The sequence below is a fragment of the Butyricicoccus porcorum genome (assembly GCF_051246315.1).
Classification (GTDB): Bacteria; Bacillota; Clostridia; order Oscillospirales; family Butyricicoccaceae; genus Butyricicoccus_A; species Butyricicoccus_A porcorum.
This window is the reverse complement of sequence record NZ_CP178353.1, coordinates 377,102-395,584: the sequence shown is the minus strand read 5'-3', so window position 1 is coordinate 395,584 and position 18,483 is coordinate 377,102. Positions and strand designations below refer to the sequence as shown.

Sequence of the window (18,483 nt, the reverse complement as noted above, 5' to 3'; positions counted from 1 at the left end):
CCTCGTCTAAAAGCTGAGTGACCAAGGGAAACCCAGCCATACTATGTGTCCAATTTAGCGTCATTCTCTGATTCTGTCGAATATCGCTTACACAAGATTTTACGGAGTGCCAAGCGGTGTAACTCACCGCCCTATTTTTTATATTGAAGTTGAAAAGCCTGTCCCCATACTGACAAAGAATCGAGTATGGGAACAGGCTTTATAGTGACTGCTTTATTATGTGTACATCCAAGTAATGCTTAATTTCTCATCATCACAAGATAAATTGATGTAATAATGCGTATTATTCAGGCTCCAAGTATGTTGCCCTTCCTGCGGTTCTTTCGGTTGATATTCTTCACCATACAATAGTGTCATTTGTTCCACAAATTTCTCTATGGAAGCATCGTCGGGTTTATCAGCTTGCCACGAAATGTAGTCGAATACGCCAACTGAATTATGCATTGCGCTAAAAGATACGGTTCCAGTGATTCCGTTGATATCAGTCGTTCCGGATAAAAGTGTTTTTCCAAACAGTGAGTAATCTTTTACTGTTATATTAGATGGTATATGTTCTGAGGTTTGATTTAAGCAATTTGCAAAGGAATAGGCTTCAACGATTTCTTTGGTTTCATCATCGAAATAGGGACGATCTTTTTTGGATGGAATAAGCATAGAGAGAGTTTGCTCTGCTGTCAGATAAGCATCCACCTTGCTTTGCTCTGAACTGTTATACGAGGTCAGAGTTCCGGTAGGTGTGAGCGCTAACTCAGCCAACGAATTGAAAGCTGTGCTTAACTCGACAGCGGCGTCATAGCATTTATTCATTTCGTCCGGGCAAGATTGTAATTCCTGCATGATTTGTCTAATGCTGCTTTGAGTATCTTCAATATCAGATAAATTTTTCTTGATTTCTGTATCGGCATATATGTTTTGAACAGCGTCATTGAAATCGGAGGTGTTCTTCAGATATTTTTCGGTTTCATCAGAAGAATCATTATAGATTTTGTCATGCCATACATTATAGGTCAGCACACAGACACTTTCAGCTGTAGAAGCTCCTTGATGAGCTTGCAGGTATAGACGGTAAAAGTTATCGATATAGTCATTATACTGTTGGACAGCTGCAATTTCAGCTTCTTGCTCTGCTTGGATTTTAGAATTTCTGTAAGTAATTGCTGTACAAGATATGATACAAATCAAAACAACGATCCCGGCAACAATGCCGATTTTCTTTTTATTTAGTGGCTTGCGTGTTGGTTGTGTGCTGGTGTCCTGATCATTGGTGTCAGCAGGAGCAATGTCGATTGTGACCGGATTTTCTATTGAAGAAGTTGTGGGATCAGATGGAAGTTCTAAAGGAGCAGAGGCTTCCAGCTGGCGTTTTTTTGCGCGAGAAATGCGCCGATGGAGATAGATGCCCAGTGCGATTAAAGCAATGCCAAGGATATCGCCCGCAACGCATGTTTCGAGGAAACCGTCAGATGCAATATCCTCATACAGCAGTGATTCGTATGTCGCAAGTCCAGAAATCGCCAATGTGCAGATTCCAGCAGCCAGAAGCATGATTTCAATGATTCGTGAAATTATGGTTTTAACTTTTTGCTGATTCATTTTTATCCCTCCCTGAATAATCTTTCTCCATTATACTTAATATATTAAGCATAGTCAACAAATTAAGTATGGTAATCTTGATGCGGTGATTGGTTATGATCTCGTATCGACCGTTCTATGATACGTTGTTTAAGAAAAATATTACGGAATATCATTTGATTTTTAAGGAAGGTATATCTGCCAATACGTTGCATCGGATGAAAAAAGGGCTTCCGATCACGACGAAGACCTTAGATACACTTTGTTTTATTCTGAATTGCGAAGTATCAGATATTATCTGCTATGATAAAAGCAAGTGATTTTAGTACAGATACTATAGAAACCCGTGTTCTGCAAAGAATACGGGTATTTTTTTGCTGTTAAGGAGGATGTTTGTATGTATAAACAATATCAGCCGGGGAGGGAGCAAGGAAAGTCTTGCTTTACTCTTCATGGCGCTGGACAAGACATTTGAAGTAAAACTAAATCAAAGTAAACCGTTTGTCATTCTCGTAAAGCAATGCCTAGCGGATTACGGTTATGAAGCGAAAAGCGTTCCTTTGTCAGAAGAGCATAAAGGAGACCTGCATGTAACAGATAGATTGACAGGGGAACGATTCTATTTAGAGGTCAAAGCGGATTCGAGCATTGCAAACACACATAACATGTATATCGAATTACGGGTTGACCGCAACGGAAAAAAGTCCGACGGATGGTATCACTATGATTACTCACGGATTGCCGTAGTTGATTCATCGGCAAAAGTAAAGAATCCTGTAAACCAAAAGAGTATTTACATTATCGACTGGGAGAAAATGAAAACAGAATTGGATTTGGATGATTCACGCTGCAAGAGAATTCGACATTTAGTAGATGGTAATTATAATACGGCACTGCTTGTTCCTTTACGGTACATCATTGCGCGCGGCTGGCTACTGGACGAATATTTTTATGATGTAAATGACTGGCGGCGGGCGGTCGAAGAAGCTAAAAATTAAAACTCAATTTTTAGAAATTCTGTGTAAACTGGTGTGCAGGATAGATGCAAATTTAATAATGACTTCTAAAGGCAGTATTCTATCTTCGCGTTCATAAAAGAAAATGATATATGACGCTTAAAATTTAGTGGGATTGATTTTGCAAAACTATGGAATATGAACAGCAGATGTGCTATTATGTATACAATTTATAAAATATGGGAGATGATGCAATGGCACTTGTTACATCTCCTTCGTGTGGACGTAAATGTATTTCAGATTCTGTAGTAGGTTGCCCGAGTTGTGGGTACAATATCCGAAAACATTTTCAGATAAACCCGGAAGAACTTGAACGATTGAATCAAAAAAGACAGCAGGAGCAAGCAGAAGGGGAAATTTTGAGATTGAAGGAAGAAGAATCTCAACTAAAAAAAGAGCAAGCTCGCTTTGAAGAAATGGAAAAACGAGCAGAAAGAACGAAAATCATATCTGGTATCGCAGGTGTGATTTCATGTTTTATTATGATTTATACATTTGCGATTGGTGGAGAGCAAGCCCACAAAGGTCTCGGATGGATTATGTTAATTTGTTTTTTTGCTGTTTTCTTCAGTGTAGCGTCCTTTGTGGGTGCAGTAGGTGACAGCAACACAGCATCAGCAGCTTTATCAAAAATACACGCTGGAGGAATGAAGGAGTTGCGGAGTTGGCAGCATGACGAGTTTGTGATTTCTCAAAAACAGATTGAGGCGCAGCACGCAAAAGATAGATTAAAGCATCCGACTTGTCCTTTATGTGGAAGCAACAACACGGTTAAGATTGGCACGCTGAATAGAGGATTGTCTGTTGCATTTACTGGCCTTGCTTCCTCTAAAATTGGAAAACAATATGAGTGCAAAGAATGTCACCATAAATGGTAAATGTCGAAAAATCGGAACCGATTAAGGAACGCATTTTTCGTTGACAACTTTGCAAGCAGGTGATGGTATAATAAAAAAGAGGCACACTTGGCAGACGGTGTGTCCTCATTCAAGATGGTTGAGAAGTAACCGCCTAGTTTCCTACGCTGGGGCGGTTACTTCTTTTTACATACAGTTATCACACGTGTATTGGAACGTTGCTTCATCGTAGAACATAAAAGAAACTGCCCTCTGGAAACAACCGCAGGTGGTAGTTTGAACATATCTGCCATCACATGATTATTGGTATTTGTGATTATAATCTCGCTTTTATGTACTTTGGCGTGTTGAAAGGTTTGCTTTCTTTGTGTAAAACTTCCGGATGCGGCAAAAACACATGGCATTGAAACTAAATCAGTTGAATTTATTGCCGATAATGTGCTATACTATACAGTAGAAAAGTGTGAAAATCATTTTGAGATAAGTGGAGGAGAGCAGATGCGATACCTTTCAGTTACTGAAATAGCAAAGAAATGGAATATCTCGGAACGCAGTGTGAGAAACTACTGCGCTCAGGGGCGTGTTCTGGGTGCTTTCCTTACCGGCAAGACCTGGAATATCCCGGAGAATGCAGAAAAGCCGGAGCGATCCAATAAGAGAAAGGAACAACCCGTCACTTTGCTGGATATTCTGCGGGAAGAAAAAACAAACAAATATTCCGGCGGTATTTACCATAAGACACAGATCGAATTGACTTATAATTCCAATCATATCGAGGGCAGTCGCCTGACGCACGATCAGACCCGGTACATTTTTGAAACCAATACCATTGGCGTGGAGAATGAAGTCCTCAATGTAGATGATGTGCTTGAAACGGCAAATCACTTCCGGTGCATTGATATGATAATTGACAATGCAAAAGCGGCACTGAGCGAGAAGTTTATCAAGGAGCTTCACCTGATTTTGAAGAATGGAACCAGTGATTCCAGAAAAGAATGGTTTGCTGTGGGCGATTATAAAAAGGTGCCGAATGAAGTGGGCGGCATGGATACGGCCTTGCCGGAAGAAGTTGCCGATCGAATGAAAGCTCTGCTGACGGAGTACAACGCAAAGGAAGAAAAGACTTTTGAAGATATTTTGGACTTCCATGTAAGATTTGAGCGAATCCATCCGTTTCAGGACGGCAATGGCCGTGTGGGCAGACTGATTATGTTTAAGGAGTGCCTGAAATACAATATTGTTCCGTTCATCATTGAAGATAATCTGAAGATGTTCTACTATCGTGGTCTGAAAGAGTGGGACGATGAAAAAGGCTATTTGACGGATACTTGCCTATCTGCACAGGATCGATATAAAGCGTATCTGAATTATTTCAGGATTGAATATTAAGCGGAGGAAGTTTCGTGCATGTGCTATTTGAAATTCTGCACTTTCCTCAACGAAGCGATTAAAAAAGGAGAAAAACAACATGATCGATACAAAGAAAGAACAGGAGCGTGACGAGCTGCATCGTGCGATCTGGGCAATCGCTGATGAGCTCCGTGGTGCCGTGGACGGATGGGATTTCAAAAACTATGTCCTTGGCACGATGTTCTATCGATACATTTCTGAAAACCTGACCAATTACATTAACGACGGCGAACAGGAAGCCGGAAACGCAGCGTTTGATTATGCCCGGATGAAAGATGACGAAGCCGAAGAAGCCCGTGAGGGCTTGGTGGAAGAAAAAGGCTTTTTCATTCTGCCGTCTGAGCTGTTCTGCAATGTCACTCGCAGAGCGGACAATGACGAAAATCTGAACGAGACTTTGGAGCGTGTGTTCAACAACATCGAAGCATCCGCAAAGGGTTCTTCCTCTGAAAGCAGTTTTGCCGGTTTGTTTGATGACTTTGATGTGAACAGCAACAAGCTGGGTTCTACCGTGGCAAAAAGGAATGAGCGCCTCGCCAAACTTCTGCATGGTGTAGCCAATATGAACCTTGGTGATGTGAAAGACCATGATATTGATGCGTTTGGCGATGCTTACGAATATCTGATGACGATGTACGCATCGGGTGCAGGCAAGTCCGGCGGTGAATTCTTTACCCCTGCCGATGTTTCTGAACTGCTGACCAGACTCGGTACAGTTGGCAAGACAGAAATCAATAAAGTGTATGACCCTGCGTGCGGATCGGGTTCTCTGCTTCTGAAAACTGAAAAAATACTTGGCAAAGATGCAGTCCGAAACGGCTTCTACGGACAGGAAATCAATATCACAACCTACAACCTGTGCCGTATCAATATGTTCCTCCATGATATTGGATTTGATAAATTCAATATCGCCTGTGAGGACACTTTGACCGCACCGCAGCATTGGGACGATGAGCCGTTTGAGTTGATTGTCTCCAATGAGGCTGTTATTTGTGGACTAACACCCGAAAAAGCCCGTAATATCAAGGAATTTGCGACATAAGCCCTTGCATTTGGGCAGTGCCGAAACTGAATAGCTGATGTTGTACTGGGAGTAAGCGATGGACGCTTAGCCCATTTTTTATTGCCAGAATTGAATATGAACACGCCTTGCGCGTCTGTCTCTCCCTCCGGGGAGAATGCCTTTGCGGCTGGACAGACGCGCTTTTTTTGTACCCATTTTCAGGAGGATGAACGCTATGACAGATTACTGCGAAAACGGCAAGCCGAAGGACTGCCGGTACTGCTATTACTACGGCAGACACGGCTGTATGCTGAAGGTCTGCTATTATGACCGGCCAAAGCCGGAAACGAAACCCGTAAGCGAATGCGATGACTGCCCGTATGGCAAGTGCGGACCGTGCATCGGCTGGTGTACGAAGGAGATTCTTCGCTCGCTTGAGAGGGGGCGCGCCAAGTGACGCTGGATTATTTCTACGGTGCCCAGGCAGATCAGTTTGCCTTTTACCGTATCCCCAAGGCGCTGTTTACCGATGAACGCTTCAAGTCCATCTCCGCCGAGGCAAAAATTCTCTACGGCATTCTGCTGGATCGGATGAGCCTGAGCCGTAAAAACGGCTGGCTGGACGAACAGGGGCGCGTGTTCATCATCTTCACGCTGGAGGAGGTCATGGAGGCTATCGGCTGTGCCGATCAGAAGGCCACCAAGCTGCTGAACGAGCTGGACAGCAAAGCCGGGCTCATAGAGCGCAAGCGGCAGGGGCTGGGTAAGCCCAATCTCATCTTCGTCAAGAACTTTGTGGATAACTCCGACGGCAGCATCCCGCCTGCACCGGAATCACGAATCAAGACTCGTGAAAATCACGATTCAGCAGACGTGAATTTCACGACTCCGGAATCCCGAAAATCACGAGGAAGTAATACTGATTCAAATTATACTGATTTGAGTGAGACTGAAACCTATCCTTTCCCTTCCGGTCAAGGTGGCGGTCACGGTCAGGCACCTGTGGATAAGATGGGACGGGATATGGATGAGCGGGAACAATATCGGGCAATTCTTGAAGATAATCTGGAGTACGACATTCTCCTGGAGAACAACCCGTATGACCGGGATACCATCGCAGAGGTCATGGAGCTCCTTCTCGATACCATCTGCTCCAAACGTCAGTACATCCGAATCGCCGGGGACGATAAGCCCCGAGAGGTAGTCAAGAGCCAGTTTCTCAAGCTCAACTGCACGCACATCGAGTATGTGCTGAGTTCCTTCAAGGAGAACGCCAGCAAGGTGCGGAACATCAAGCAGTACCTTCTGGCTTCCCTATACAACGCGCCGCTGACCATATCGAATTACTACGACGCCCTGGTGCGCCACGATATGGCAAACGGTCTTGTCTGAGCCGCAGCTTTCCCGCTGCGGCTTCTGTCATTTCCGGGAGGTGATGCAAATTGGCAGAAGAAAAGGACACGGCAGCACCGGCAAAGCGGACTGCCGGTAAGACAGGCCGGCGAAAAAAGCCGGAAGCAGAACACGCGGCCCGGGCCGCTCCCCAGGACAAAGACACCGGCAGCAAGGCACAGGAACTTCTGGAACAGGCGCGCACAGAGCCGAAGCCCGAATGGGAGGTTGCGGAACAGGTCGTGCTGCTCCCGCTGGACAGGCTCCGGCCATTCAAAAACCACCCGTTCAAAGTAAACGATGAGGATGAGCTGATGCAGGACACCATCGACAGCATCATGGCGGGAGGCGTGATCAATCCGATTCTGGTTCGACCGGCAGAGGATGGCAAATTTGAAGTCGTTTCCGGGCACCGCAGGTTCCGGGCATCGGAGCTTGCCGGAAAAGCGGACATCAAAGCCATCGTCCGGGAAATGGACGACGATACCGCCGTGATTACCATGGTGGACAGCAACCTGCAAAGAGAGAACATTCTCCCCAGCGAGCGGGCGTTTTCCTACCGCATGAAGATGGAAGCCCTGACCCATCAGGGACAGCGCACTGACCCCACTTTGCGCCAACTTGGCGCAAAGTTCAGAACGGCAGAGCTGGTCGGTCAGCCGGCCGGCGACAGCGCCCGGCAGGTACAGCGGTTTATCCGTCTGACGGAGCTGATTCCGCAGCTGCTGGATATGGTGGACAGAAAAGAGCTGGCCTTCAATCCGGCAGTCGAGCTGTCCTATCTGAAACCCCATGAGCAGGAGCAGTTTCTCGACGCCATGGACTACGCGCAGGCGACGCCGTCGCTTTCACAGGCGCAGCGCCTCAAACGCCTGAGCCAGAACGGACAATGCACACTGGAAGCCATGTACGAAATCATGGATGAGGAAAAGAAAAGCGAGCTCGACCGCATAACCATCCGCGGCGATGTGCTGCGGAAGTATTTTCCGAAGTCCTACACACCCCTGCAGATGCAGGAGACCATCATCAAACTGCTGGAAGCCTGGCAGAAAAACAGAGCGCATCAACAGGAGCGCTGAAAGGAGTTTTTATGGCAAATATCACACTGAACATTGAGGGAGATCTGAACATCTATGTCAGCGAGGAGGACGGTCAGCCGGACAGCCTGTATCTGGACGGCATGGACGGCTTTCCCGAAACGCTGCGCATCCATCTGGAAGCCGACGGCGAAGATGATGAAAGCAAGGCGGAGGTCATCTACGCCATTCCCGGCGCAGCGGCCATCAGCATGACGCTGTATGAGGCGTTGACGCTGGCGCTGAACAGCGGCGGCGCGGACAGTCTGGAGCTGATGCCCGTTTCGGGCATTTTCATCGCCTTTAACAGCGATGACGTCATCATCGACCAGAGCGGCGACTGCTATCTTGCCGGCCCCGGCATCATCTTTGCGCTGGAGGACGGCGATATTGTTTCGCTGGATGAGGAGGACAAAAAGCTGATCACCCAGGTGCTGGAGGACGGGACTGCCGAACTGACCAACGGCGCGGAAATCCGCTGCGCCTTCGGGCTGTGAGGTCTGCCCATGAAAGAATTTGAAGTCACCATTACCGAAACACTTCAGAAGTCCATCACGGTTGAGGCAGCAACCAAAGAGGAAGCGCAGGCAATGGTCGAGGAAATGTGGGACAAGGGTGATGTGGTGTTGGATGCCGATCACTTCGTCGGCGCAGAGTTCAGCTGTAATGACGGGCAGGAAATTGAGGCGGACAAGCCCATTGAGGTGCTGCTCGTGGAGCCCGGACAGTATGCCAGAATGACCACCATCGGCTCCTCCCTTGAGGATATGCAGAAGGTTGTGGGCGGCTACATTCAGGAGGCTCCCTTCTTCCGTGATCCGGTCACGCTGGTCTGCAACGAGGAAGGCAAGATTTCCGGCCTGCCGCTGAACCGCGCCATCCGGGACGATGACGGAAAAATCATCGATGTTGTCGCCGGAACCTTTTTCATCTGCGGTGCGGAGGGCGATCACTTCTCCTCCATTCCGAAGGAGCTTCAGAAAAAGTATGAGGAGAAATTCAAAAAGCCGGAGGCGTTTCTGAAGATGGGGCGCAGCATCATGGCGATTCCCACGGAGCCCACGGCGTCCAATCCGAAGCCGGACAGGAAAGCGCCGGGCATGGAGCTGTAACCGCCGTCCGGAAAGTATGCAGAGAAAGGAGATGATGCACCTTGCAGGAGGAGGTTGAAAACAGAACCGTCACGCTGACCATATCCGGCGCAAAGCTGACCGGACGCACACTCAAGTGGGCAATCCGTCAGTTTCTGAATCACCACAGCAAATCGCAGGCAAAGAAAGCCCAGGCCGCAGCAATCACGCCGCGCGGGAAACAGTCGGTGGCAGAGCTGGTCGGTCAGAATCAGGGCGTTCAGAACATTGAGATCAGCGATAAAAACATCAAGGACTTTGACCGCGTGGCCCGGAAATACGGCATCGACTATGCCGTCAAGAAGGATACCACCGAAGAGATTCCCAAGTATCTGGTCTTTTTCAAGGCACGGGACGGCGACGCACTGAACGCGGCGTTCCGGGAATACTCGGCGGTCGTTGCGAAAAAGAAGGAACGTCCGTCTGTCATTCAGAAGCTGCGCGCGATCAATCCGCTGGAGCAGGCAGTGAAAAAGGACAGGGTTCGGCACAAGGACAAGGGGCTGGAGCTATGAGGCTGGATAAGAAGCTGAAAAAGAAGCTGATCCTAAACGCTCCCTATGTTCTGTTCGTTTACCTGTTTGACAAAGTGGCGCAGGGCATATGCCTTGCCCCCGGCGCGGACGCCAGCCAGAAGCTCCTGCATCTGGCAGACGGCTTCGGCAGCGCCTTTGCTTCAACGCTGCCCAGCTTCCACCCGATTGACCTGCTCATCGGTATCGCCGGAGCGGTCATCGTGTGGGTGGTTGTGTATGTCAGGGGCAAGAACGCCAAGAAGTTCCGCAAAAACACGGAATACGGCTCCGCCCGCTGGGGAACACCGGAGGACATCGAGCCCTATATGGACCCGGACTTCCGGAACAACATCATCCTGACCCAGACGGAGCGGCTGACGATGAACAGCCGGCCCAAGGACCCCAAGACGGCCCGGAATAAAAACGTGCTGGTCATCGGCGGCTCCGGTTCCGGTAAGACGAGGTTCTTTGTGAAGCCGCAGCTCATGCAGCTCCACAGTTCCTACGTGGTCACAGACCCGAAAGGAAGTCTCCTGGTCGAGTGCGGCCGGCTGATGGAGCGCGCAGGGTACAAAATTAAGGTGTTCAACACCATCAATTTCAAAAAGTCGATGCACTATAACCCTTTCGCCTACATTCACAGCGAGAAGGATATTCTGAAGCTGGTCAATACTCTGATTACCAACACCAAGGGCGAAGGCAAAGGAGGCGATGATTTCTGGCTCAAGGCGGAGACTCTGCTTTACACGGCGCTCATCGGCTACATCTATTATGAAGCACCGAAGGAGGAGCAGAACTTCGCAACACTGGTAGAATTCATCAATGCAATGGAGGTGCGTGAGGATGATGAAACTTTTGAAAACAACGTAGATATCGCATTCCGGGAGCTTGGTGAGCGTGACCCCAACCACTTCGCCGTGCGTCAATGGCGAAAATACAAGCTGGCCGCCGGCAAAACTGCGAAAAGCATCAATATTTCCGCCGGTGCGCGCCTTGCTCCCTTTGACATTCAGGAGCTTCGGGAGATCACCATGTATGATGAACTGGAGCTGGATACGTTGGGCGGAACCAAAAAAGGCGATACCCGGAAAACCGTGCTGTTCCTCATCATGAGCGACACGGACAGCACCTTCAACTTCCTCATTTCCATGATTTACAGCCAGCTCTTCAATCTGCTCTGTGAAAAGGCGGATGACGAGTTCGGCGGGCGTCTGCCTATTCATGTGCGCTGCCTCATTGACGAGTGCGCCAACATCGGACAGATTCCCAATCTGGAAAAGCTGATGGCGACGATCCGAAGCCGTGAGATTTCCGCCTGCCTGGTGCTTCAGGCGCAGTCCCAGCTGAAGGCGCTGTATAAGGACAGCGCCGATACCATCATCGGAAACTGCGATACATCCCTGTTCCTGGGCGGCAAGGAGCCGACCACGCTGAAGGAGCTGAACCAGACGCTGGGCAAGGAGACCATCGATACCTTCAACACCGGTGAGAGCCGCGGGCGCGAGGTCAGCCACAGCCTGAACTATCAGAAGCTGGGCAAAGACCTTGCCACTGTGGACGAACTGGCCGTGCTGGACGGCGGAAAGTGCATCCTGCAGCTGCGCGGTGTACGCCCGTTCCTTTCGGATAAGTACGACATTACCAAACACCCGAATTACAAATACCTGTCAGATGCGGATAAGCGGAATGAGTTCGACATCGAACGCTTTCTGTCTCGCAGATTGAAGCCAAAACCGGATGAGGTCTATGACGTTTACGACATCGACGCATCCGTGATGGACGCCGGCGAAACTGCCGGCGGATAAAGGAGGATATCAGATGAACGAAAAAAGATGCCGACTCCCGCTGCAAAGTCGGAACAGACGCAGTCATCAAAAACAATTCAAAAATGAAAGGAGACGCCGGAATCGGGAGGTTTCAGCAGCCATAAAGGCGCTGAAACAGTCGGTTCCGGCTTTTGCAATCCGGAGACAACAGCATTATCAGTAATACTCCCGCAGGATTCCGGCAAATCGGAATATGGCATTTTTCAACAGCGCAGTAGGTGTTCTTCAGACTCTCGTTATCGCTCTGGGCGCAGGTCTCGCAATCTGGGGTGTCGTGAATCTCATGGAGGGTTACGGCAACGATAACCCCGGTGCTAAGAGCCAGGGCATGAAACAGCTCATGGCGGGCGGCGGCGTGGCCCTGATCGGCATCACCCTCGTCCCCCTGCTTACCGGTCTTTTCGGTTAATCGCCGCACAGCAAGACAGAAGTGAGTAAAATCCAGGGCTTCCCCCTGCCATAGCGCAGGGGGAGCCGGAAAGGAGGCCGATGCCGATTGGATTTATTGCTCAACACGCTGACCGAATGGCTCAAGGAACTTCTTGCCGGAGCGATTGCATCCAACCTGACAGGGATGGTTGAATCGGTGAATACAAAGGTCGGAGATATTGCGGCGCAGGTCGGTCAGACCCCGCAGGGCTGGAACAGCGGAATCTTCCATATGATTCAGAACCTTTCCAACAACGTGATCCTGCCCATAGCCGGTATCATTCTGGCGCTGGTCATGACCATGGAATTCATCCGCATCATCATGGATAAGAACAACATGCATGATTTCGACACCTGGTCGATTCTCATGTGGGTGTTCAAAACGGCCTGCGCCATTCTGATCGTGTCCAACACCTGGAATATCGTCATGGCGGTGTTCGACGTTTCTCAGACGGTGGTGAACAACGCCGCCGGCATTATCGTGGGCAATACGGATATCGAGCTTGTCACAGAGGGGCTTGAGGAAACGCTGATGGCTATGGAACTTTCCAGCCTGATCGGCCTGTGGTTCCAGTCCATGATCGTGGGCGTAACCATGCATATCCTGTCCATCATCATTATGCTCATCTGCTTCGGCAGAATGATCGAGATCTATCTGGTCACATCGGTCGCGCCGATCCCCATGTCCACCATGATGAATCACGAGTGGAGCCAGATGGGTCAGAACTATCTCAGAAGCCTGTTCGCGCTGGCGTTTCAGGGCTTCTTAATCATTGTCTGCGTGGCAATTTATGCTGTTCTTGTGCAGAACATGGTCGTGGAAAGCGATATCTCCATGGCAATCTGGACGGTTATGGGCTACACCGTGCTGCTGTGCTTCACGCTGTTCAAGACCAGCTCGCTGGCAAAGAGCGTGTTCAACGCACATTAAGGAGGTGGAATCAGAATGGCATATGTACCCGTACCCAAGGACATGAACGCAGTCAAAACCAAGGTCGCCTTCAACCTGACCAAGCGCCAGATCGTCTGCTTCGGTGCAGGGCTTCTGGTGGGGCTTCCGGCCTTTTTCCTCATCAAGGGACACGTCAGCAGCAGTACGGCAACCCTTCTCATGGTGCTTGTCATGCTGCCCTTTTTCATGTTCGCCATGTATGAGAAGAACGGGCAGCCGCTGGAAAAGATCATCCGCAATATCGTGCAGGTCAGCTTTATCCGCCCGAAGGAGCGGCCATACAAAACCAACAACTTCTATTCTGCCGTAGTGCGGCAGGAAAAACTGGATAAGGAGGTACAGAAGATTGTCCAAGGCGAAAAAGCTCACAAGAGCGGAAAAGCAGCAGATTAACGCTGCCATTCAGAACGCCAGACGACAGGACAAAAGACACAAATCCGCACAGGATTCCATCCCCTTTCAGCGTATGTTCCCGGACGGCATCTGCCGCGTGACCGATCACTACTACACCAAGACGGTGCAGTTCCAGGACATCAACTACCAGCTGAATCAGAACGAGGACAAGGCCGCTATCTTTGACGGCTGGTGCGACTTCCTCAACTACTTTGACAGCTCCGTGCGCTTTGAGCTGTCCTTTATCAATGCGGCGGCAAACGGGGATACCTACTCGGAGCGCATCGCCATTCCGCTGAAGGGAGACAGCTACGACAGCATCCGCGCCGAATACACCCAGATGCTGAAAAACCAGCTGGCAAAGGGCAACAATGGCCTCATCAAGACCAAGTACCTGACCTTCGGCATCGAGGCCGATTCGCTGAAAAGCGCCAAGCTCCGGCTGGAGCGCATTGAGACCGATGTGCTGAACAACTTCAAGCGGCTGGGTGTTCAGGCTGACCCGATGAACGGAAAGCAGCGTCTGGAACTGCTCCACGGCATCTTCCACATGGACGAGGAGCAGCCGTTTCTCTTTGACTGGGACTGGCTGGCTCCCACCGGGCTTTCCGTGAAGGACTTTATCGCGCCCAGCTCCTTTTCCTTCCGAAACGGCAAAAACTTCACCATGGGCAGGAAAATCGGGCAGGTTTCCTTCCTCCAGATTCTCGCGCCGGAGCTGAACGACCGGATGCTGGCCGACTTTCTGGATATGCAGAGCAGTCTGATTGTGACCATGCATGTTCAGTCGGTGGATCAGGTCAAAGCCATTAAGACCATCAAGCGCAAAATCACCGATCTGCAGAAGATGACCATTGAGGAGCAGAAAAAGGCCGTCCGCGCCGGATATGATATGGACATCATCCCCAGCGACCTGGCCACCTACGGCAACGAGGCGAAGAAGCTCCTGCAGGATCTGCAGTCCAGAAATGAGCGCATGTTCCTGCTGACCTTCCTGGTGCTGAACGTGGCGGAGACCAAACAGCAGTTGGAGAACAATGTGTTCCAGGCGGGCTCCATTGCCCAGAAATACAACTGCCAGCTGACCCGGCTTGACTTCCAGCAGGAGGAAGGGCTGATGAGCAGCCTGCCGCTGGGGCTCAATCAGGTGGAGATCGAACGCGGAATGACAACATCCAGTGTGGCGATTTTCGTGCCGTTTACCACGCAGGAGCTGTTTCAGAGCGGTAAGGAGGCGCTCTACTGCGGCATCAACGCCCTGTCCAACAACCTGATCATGGTGGACAGAAAGCTTCTCAAGAACCCGAACGGCCTGATTCTCGGCACGCCCGGCTCCGGCAAATCCTTTGCCGCCAAGCGCGAGATTGCCAATGTATTTTTCGTCACCGATGATGACATCATCATCTGCGACCCGGAATCGGAGTACGGCACACTGGTGGAGCGCCTGGGCGGGCAGGTCATCAAAATCTCGCCCACTTCAAGCGACTACATCAACCCCATGGACCTGAACCTGAACTACAGCGACGATGAGAATCCGTTGTCGCTGAAATCCGACTTCATCCTCTCCCTGTGCGAGCTGATCGTAGGCGGCAAGGAGGGCTTGCAGCCGGTGGAAAAGACCATCATCGACCGCTGTGTCCGCATGGTCTACCGGGATTATCTGGCTGACCCCGTGCCGGAAAACATGCCGATTCTGGAGGATCTGTACAATGCGCTGCTGACGCAGGAGGAAAAGGAGGCGCAGTACATCGCCACAGCGCTTGAAATCTATGTCACCGGCTCTCTGAATGTGTTCAACCACCGCACCAGCATCAACATTGAAAACCGCATCGTGTCCTTCGATATCAAGGAACTGGGCAAGCAGCTGAAGAAAATCGGTATGCTGATCGTGCAGGATGCAGTGTGGAACCGCGTCACCATCAACCGCGAGGCGCACAAGTCCACCCGTTATTACATTGATGAGATGCACCTGCTTCTCCGTGAGGAACAGACGGCGGCGTACACAGTGGAAATCTGGAAGCGCTTCCGTAAATGGGGCGGCATTCCTACCGGCATCACACAGAACGTCAAAGACCTGCTTTCCTCCCGCGAGGTGGAGAACATCTTTGAAAACTCCGACTATGTGTTCATGCTGAACCAGGCGTCCGGCGACCGGCAGATTCTTGCCAAGCAGCTGAATATTTCTCCCCATCAGCTCTCGTATGTCACCCACAGCGGTGAAGGCGAAGGGCTTCTTTTTTACGGCAGCACGATTCTTCCGTTTGTAGATCACTTCCCGAAGGATACGGAGCTGTACCGGATCATCACCACCAAGCCGCAGGAGCAGGCTGGATAAGAAAGGACGAAAAGATATGGAAAACAGGATGCAGATATTTCAGAATGAGGAGTTCGGGCGTGTCCGTACCTTTGTCACGGAGGACGGAGTTCCCTGGTTCGTTGGAAAAGATGTGGCGGACAACCTCGGATACCAAAACGGTAGTCGAGATATTAACCGTCATGTAGAACCGGAAGATCGGACAAAAGGAATGGTCTTTGACGGAAATCAACGGAAAGAGACCATTCTTATCAATGAATCCGGGCTTTACAGCCTGATTCTCTCCAGCAAGCTGGAAAGCGCCAAACGCTTCAAGCACTGGGTGACGGGTGAAGTGCTCCCTTCTATCCGTAGGCACGGAGCCTATATGACCGATGCGCTGCTGGAACAGGCGGCAGGCAATGCCGATGTGGCAGCGCAGGTCGTGCGGGCGCTGTCGGAGGAACGGAACCTCAACAAAAAGCTAGCCGGTCAGCTGAAACAGGCCGAGGCGCAGCTGACCGTGGCGCTTCCCAAGGCGGCGTATTTCGATGCGCTGGTAGACTGCCCCGACTGCACCGGTGTCCGGCTCACCGCCAAGGAGCTGGGGGTGAGCCAAAGCATGTTCACGGCCTATCTCGTCAGAAAGAAATATGCCTACTATGACGGCAAGGGCATCATGCATCCTCACGCGCTTCCGTACCGCAACGGCCTGTTCGTTGTCCGCGAATTTATCGCACCCAACGGGCATCGCGGCACGCAGATGCTGGTTACGCCCAAGGGCAAACAGGTATTTCTGGCCGAATGCGCGGAAATCATCGGCTGAACAACACAATAACCATACGAATCGAGGTGATGCACATGGCAAAACGCTCGCCCCGCCTTCTGTTTACAGAGGAGGAGCTGGAAACGCCGGAGCTTCAGAAGCCCATTAAAAAGGCGGAGAAAGCGCAGAAAAAGCTCACAAAAGCCGAGTCGAAAATCCCCAAAAAGAAGATCGTTCAGAAACAGCGCGTCTATGACCCGAAAGAAAATCAGGTCGTGACGCGCCTTGTTTTTGAGGAAACCGAGAAAAAGCGCCCGTCCAAAATCACTCATGCCGTAGCGGCTACTCCGCTCAATGCGGTTTCGGCAGTATCCCACCGGGAACTGCATGAGGACGCAGACGGCAGCGTTTCCACATCAGTCTCCCATGAAGTCATCAGCAGCGCCGAGGGCGGCATCCGGACATTAGATACCGCCCACCGCGCATTGCAGGATAAACCCTATGCCAGAGCGCTGAAAGCGGAGCGCGCCGCCGACCGGGCCAATCTCAGGGCGCTGTACAAGGAAGCAGAACTCCAGAATCCGGAATGGGGCGCAAGCCCGGTCTCCCGGTTTCAGCAGAAGCGCGCCATCAAGAAAGCCTATGCCGAGGCCAAGGCCGGAAAGGCTGCGGACAACACGGTAAAGGCGTCCGAGGCTGCGGCCAAAGCCGTGAAGAAAACCGGTGAGGAAACCTCCAAAGTCGTTCAGTTTGTCGCCCGGCACAAAAAGGGCTTTGTGATTCTCGGCGTCATCGGAATGATGTTCCTGTTTGTTTCCGCTGTGATGTCCAGCTGTTCCGTGATGATGAGTTCGCTCACATCCTCCGGCGTGCTGACCACCTATCCCAGCGCTGATGCAGATATGCTGGCGGCGGAGGCGCAGTATCTGGCGCTTGAGGCAGAGCTTCAGGAGTATCTGGACAATTACGAAAGTACCCATGATTACGACGAATACCATTTTGACCTAGATGAGATCGAACATGACCCCTATGTGCTGATTTCCATGCTGACGGCGCTCCGGGAGGGAGAATGGACGATTGACGAGGTAGGCGGCCTGCTCCAGACCATCTTCGACCGCCAGTATACGCTGACGGAGGATGTGCAGGTTGAGACCCGCTACAGGACGGAAACCCGCACCGGCTATTACACGGTTACAGACCCGGATACCGGTGCGACCAGCATCGAGGAATACGAATATGAAGTGCAGGTTCCCTACGATTATTACATCTGTACGGTGACGCTGGAAAACTTCAATCTGTCCCATCTGCCGGTCTACCTGATGGATCAGGATCATCTGTCCCTATATGCCTCCTATATGTCCACGCTGGGCAACCGGCCCGATCTGTTTGCCGGTTCTTCCTACGTTGACCGTTATTACGGCGACCAGTACCAGTACGAAATCCCGGCAGACGCGCTGGAGGATGAACAGTTTGCGGCCATGATTCAGGAAGCGGAAAAGTACCTGGGCTATCCGTATGTCTGGGGCGGCAGCTCGCCCAGCACCAGTTTTGACTGTTCCGGATTTGTCAGCTGGGTCATCAATCACTGCGGTGTGGGCTGGAGTGTGGGGCGGCTTGGCGCCGAAGGACTGCGGAATATCTGTTCTTATGTTTCCCCGGCCAACGCCAAACCGGGCGACCTGATTTTCTTTGAGAAAACCTATGACACTTCCGGCGCGTCGCACGTCGGCATTTATGTGGGCAACAACATGATGATCCACTGCGGCGACCCCATCCAGTACACGAGCATCGATACGAACTACTGGCAGCAGCACTTCCTGCAATTCGGAAGGCTGCCCAGCCCGTAAGAAAGG

At 50.7% G+C, this 18,483-nt stretch carries 18 protein-coding genes and 1 pseudogene; 18 read left to right on the top strand and 1 reads right to left on the bottom strand.

Annotated features, from left to right (window positions below):
• Window positions 1–216: 216 nt before the first annotated feature.
• Complete coding sequence (locus ACLM7Z_RS01835) at window positions 217–1,593, bottom strand: hypothetical protein (RefSeq protein WP_435645526.1); 1,377 nt, start codon at window positions 1,591–1,593, stop codon at window positions 217–219.
• Between the two features lie 95 nt (window positions 1,594–1,688).
• Between ACLM7Z_RS01835 and ACLM7Z_RS01830 the strand changes: the two genes are divergently transcribed.
• The 18 genes and pseudogenes from ACLM7Z_RS01830 to ACLM7Z_RS01745 all read left to right on the top strand — a co-directional run bounded on the left by ACLM7Z_RS01830 (window position 1,689) and on the right by ACLM7Z_RS01745 (window position 18,477).
• Entirely contained in the window at window positions 1,689–1,892 is a 204-nt protein-coding gene (locus tag ACLM7Z_RS01830) for a helix-turn-helix domain-containing protein (protein WP_435645525.1), read from the top strand.
• 69 nt (window positions 1,893–1,961) lie between these two features.
• Complete coding sequence (locus tag ACLM7Z_RS01825; protein WP_435645524.1) at window positions 1,962–2,570, top strand: hypothetical protein; 609 nt, start codon at window positions 1,962–1,964, stop codon at window positions 2,568–2,570.
• A 212-nt stretch (window positions 2,571–2,782) separates the two neighbouring features.
• Entirely contained in the window at window positions 2,783–3,466 is a 684-nt protein-coding gene (locus tag ACLM7Z_RS01820) for a hypothetical protein (RefSeq protein WP_435645523.1), read from the top strand.
• Between the two features lie 477 nt (window positions 3,467–3,943).
• On the top strand, window positions 3,944–4,834 hold the full coding sequence (locus ACLM7Z_RS01815) for a Fic family protein (RefSeq protein WP_435645522.1): 891 nt from the start codon (window positions 3,944–3,946) through the stop codon (window positions 4,832–4,834).
• A 79-nt stretch (window positions 4,835–4,913) separates the two neighbouring features.
• Window positions 4,914–5,834: pseudogene (locus ACLM7Z_RS01810) on the top strand (type I restriction-modification system subunit M); the annotation flags it as partial.
• Between the two features lie 259 nt (window positions 5,835–6,093).
• Complete coding sequence (locus tag ACLM7Z_RS01805) at window positions 6,094–6,315, top strand: hypothetical protein (RefSeq protein ID WP_117445205.1); 222 nt, start codon at window positions 6,094–6,096, stop codon at window positions 6,313–6,315.
• Window positions 6,312–7,250 (top strand): DUF6017 domain-containing protein, encoded by a 939-nt coding sequence (locus ACLM7Z_RS01800; RefSeq protein WP_435645521.1) that lies wholly within the window; start codon window positions 6,312–6,314, stop codon window positions 7,248–7,250. The genes ACLM7Z_RS01805 and ACLM7Z_RS01800 overlap by 4 nt, the downstream gene beginning before the upstream one ends.
• A 188-nt stretch (window positions 7,251–7,438) precedes the next feature.
• Window positions 7,439–8,329 carry a ParB/RepB/Spo0J family partition protein gene (locus ACLM7Z_RS01795; protein ID WP_273581569.1) on the top strand — a complete coding sequence of 297 codons (891 nt, stop codon included), beginning with the start codon at window positions 7,439–7,441 and terminating at the stop codon, window positions 8,327–8,329.
• Between the two features lie 11 nt (window positions 8,330–8,340).
• Window positions 8,341–8,823 carry a hypothetical protein gene (locus ACLM7Z_RS01790; protein WP_273581558.1) on the top strand — a complete coding sequence of 161 codons (483 nt, stop codon included), beginning with the start codon at window positions 8,341–8,343 and terminating at the stop codon, window positions 8,821–8,823.
• A gap of 9 nt (window positions 8,824–8,832) precedes the next feature.
• Window positions 8,833–9,438 carry a DUF3846 domain-containing protein gene (locus tag ACLM7Z_RS01785; protein ID WP_273581557.1) on the top strand — a complete coding sequence of 202 codons (606 nt, stop codon included), beginning with the start codon at window positions 8,833–8,835 and terminating at the stop codon, window positions 9,436–9,438.
• Window positions 9,439–9,479: 41 nt separating this feature from the next.
• A complete protein-coding gene (locus ACLM7Z_RS01780) occupies window positions 9,480–9,971 on the top strand; it encodes a PcfB family protein (protein ID WP_117445209.1) in 492 nt (163 codons plus the stop codon).
• Entirely contained in the window at window positions 9,968–11,776 is a 1,809-nt protein-coding gene (locus ACLM7Z_RS01775) for a VirD4-like conjugal transfer protein, CD1115 family (RefSeq protein ID WP_435645520.1), read from the top strand. The genes ACLM7Z_RS01780 and ACLM7Z_RS01775 overlap by 4 nt, the downstream gene beginning before the upstream one ends.
• Before the next feature lie 214 nt (window positions 11,777–11,990).
• Window positions 11,991–12,206, top strand: coding sequence for a Maff2 family mobile element protein (locus tag ACLM7Z_RS01770; protein WP_435645519.1), 216 nt, complete (start codon window positions 11,991–11,993; stop codon window positions 12,204–12,206).
• Window positions 12,207–12,293: 87 nt separating this feature from the next.
• The gene (locus ACLM7Z_RS01765; protein ID WP_117445212.1) at window positions 12,294–13,157 is read left to right on the top strand and encodes a VirB6/TrbL-like conjugal transfer protein, CD1112 family; all 864 of its coding nucleotides are present in this window, start codon (window positions 12,294–12,296) and stop codon (window positions 13,155–13,157) included.
• 15 nt (window positions 13,158–13,172) lie between these two features.
• Entirely contained in the window at window positions 13,173–13,571 is a 399-nt protein-coding gene (locus ACLM7Z_RS01760) for a PrgI family protein (protein WP_117445213.1), read from the top strand.
• On the top strand, window positions 13,525–15,906 hold the full coding sequence (locus ACLM7Z_RS01755) for a VirB4-like conjugal transfer ATPase, CD1110 family (RefSeq protein WP_435645518.1): 2,382 nt from the start codon (window positions 13,525–13,527) through the stop codon (window positions 15,904–15,906). Before ACLM7Z_RS01760 ends, ACLM7Z_RS01755 begins: the two co-directional genes overlap by 47 nt.
• 16 nt (window positions 15,907–15,922) lie before the next feature.
• Window positions 15,923–16,690: a BRO family protein gene (locus ACLM7Z_RS01750; RefSeq protein WP_435645517.1), complete on the top strand. Its 768-nt coding sequence runs from the start codon at window positions 15,923–15,925 to the stop codon at window positions 16,688–16,690.
• A 35-nt stretch (window positions 16,691–16,725) separates the two neighbouring features.
• A complete protein-coding gene (locus tag ACLM7Z_RS01745; protein WP_435645516.1) occupies window positions 16,726–18,477 on the top strand; it encodes a CD1108 family mobile element protein in 1,752 nt (583 codons plus the stop codon).
• Window positions 18,478–18,483: the final 6 nt, after the last annotated feature.

Excerpts from the sequence above, each read along its gene's own strand:
- ACLM7Z_RS01835 (WP_435645526.1), bottom strand. The coding sequence starts at position 1,593 with ATGAATCAGCAAAAAGTTAAAACCATAATTTCACGAATCATTGAAATC.
- ACLM7Z_RS01830 (WP_435645525.1), top strand. The coding sequence starts at position 1,689 with ATGATCTCGTATCGACCGTTCTATGATACGTTGTTTAAGAAAAATATT.
- ACLM7Z_RS01825 (WP_435645524.1), top strand. The coding sequence starts at position 1,962 with ATGTTTGTATGTATAAACAATATCAGCCGGGGAGGGAGCAAGGAAAGT.
- ACLM7Z_RS01820 (WP_435645523.1), top strand. The coding sequence starts at position 2,783 with ATGGCACTTGTTACATCTCCTTCGTGTGGACGTAAATGTATTTCAGAT.
- ACLM7Z_RS01815 (WP_435645522.1), top strand. The coding sequence starts at position 3,944 with ATGCGATACCTTTCAGTTACTGAAATAGCAAAGAAATGGAATATCTCG.
- ACLM7Z_RS01805 (WP_117445205.1), top strand. The coding sequence starts at position 6,094 with ATGACAGATTACTGCGAAAACGGCAAGCCGAAGGACTGCCGGTACTGC.
- ACLM7Z_RS01790 (WP_273581558.1), top strand. The coding sequence starts at position 8,341 with ATGGCAAATATCACACTGAACATTGAGGGAGATCTGAACATCTATGTC.
- ACLM7Z_RS01785 (WP_273581557.1), top strand. The coding sequence starts at position 8,833 with ATGAAAGAATTTGAAGTCACCATTACCGAAACACTTCAGAAGTCCATC.
- ACLM7Z_RS01775 (WP_435645520.1), top strand. The coding sequence starts at position 9,968 with ATGAGGCTGGATAAGAAGCTGAAAAAGAAGCTGATCCTAAACGCTCCC.
- ACLM7Z_RS01770 (WP_435645519.1), top strand. The coding sequence starts at position 11,991 with ATGGCATTTTTCAACAGCGCAGTAGGTGTTCTTCAGACTCTCGTTATC.
- ACLM7Z_RS01760 (WP_117445213.1), top strand. The coding sequence starts at position 13,173 with ATGGCATATGTACCCGTACCCAAGGACATGAACGCAGTCAAAACCAAG.
- ACLM7Z_RS01750 (WP_435645517.1), top strand. The coding sequence starts at position 15,923 with ATGGAAAACAGGATGCAGATATTTCAGAATGAGGAGTTCGGGCGTGTC.
- ACLM7Z_RS01745 (WP_435645516.1), top strand. The coding sequence starts at position 16,726 with ATGGCAAAACGCTCGCCCCGCCTTCTGTTTACAGAGGAGGAGCTGGAA.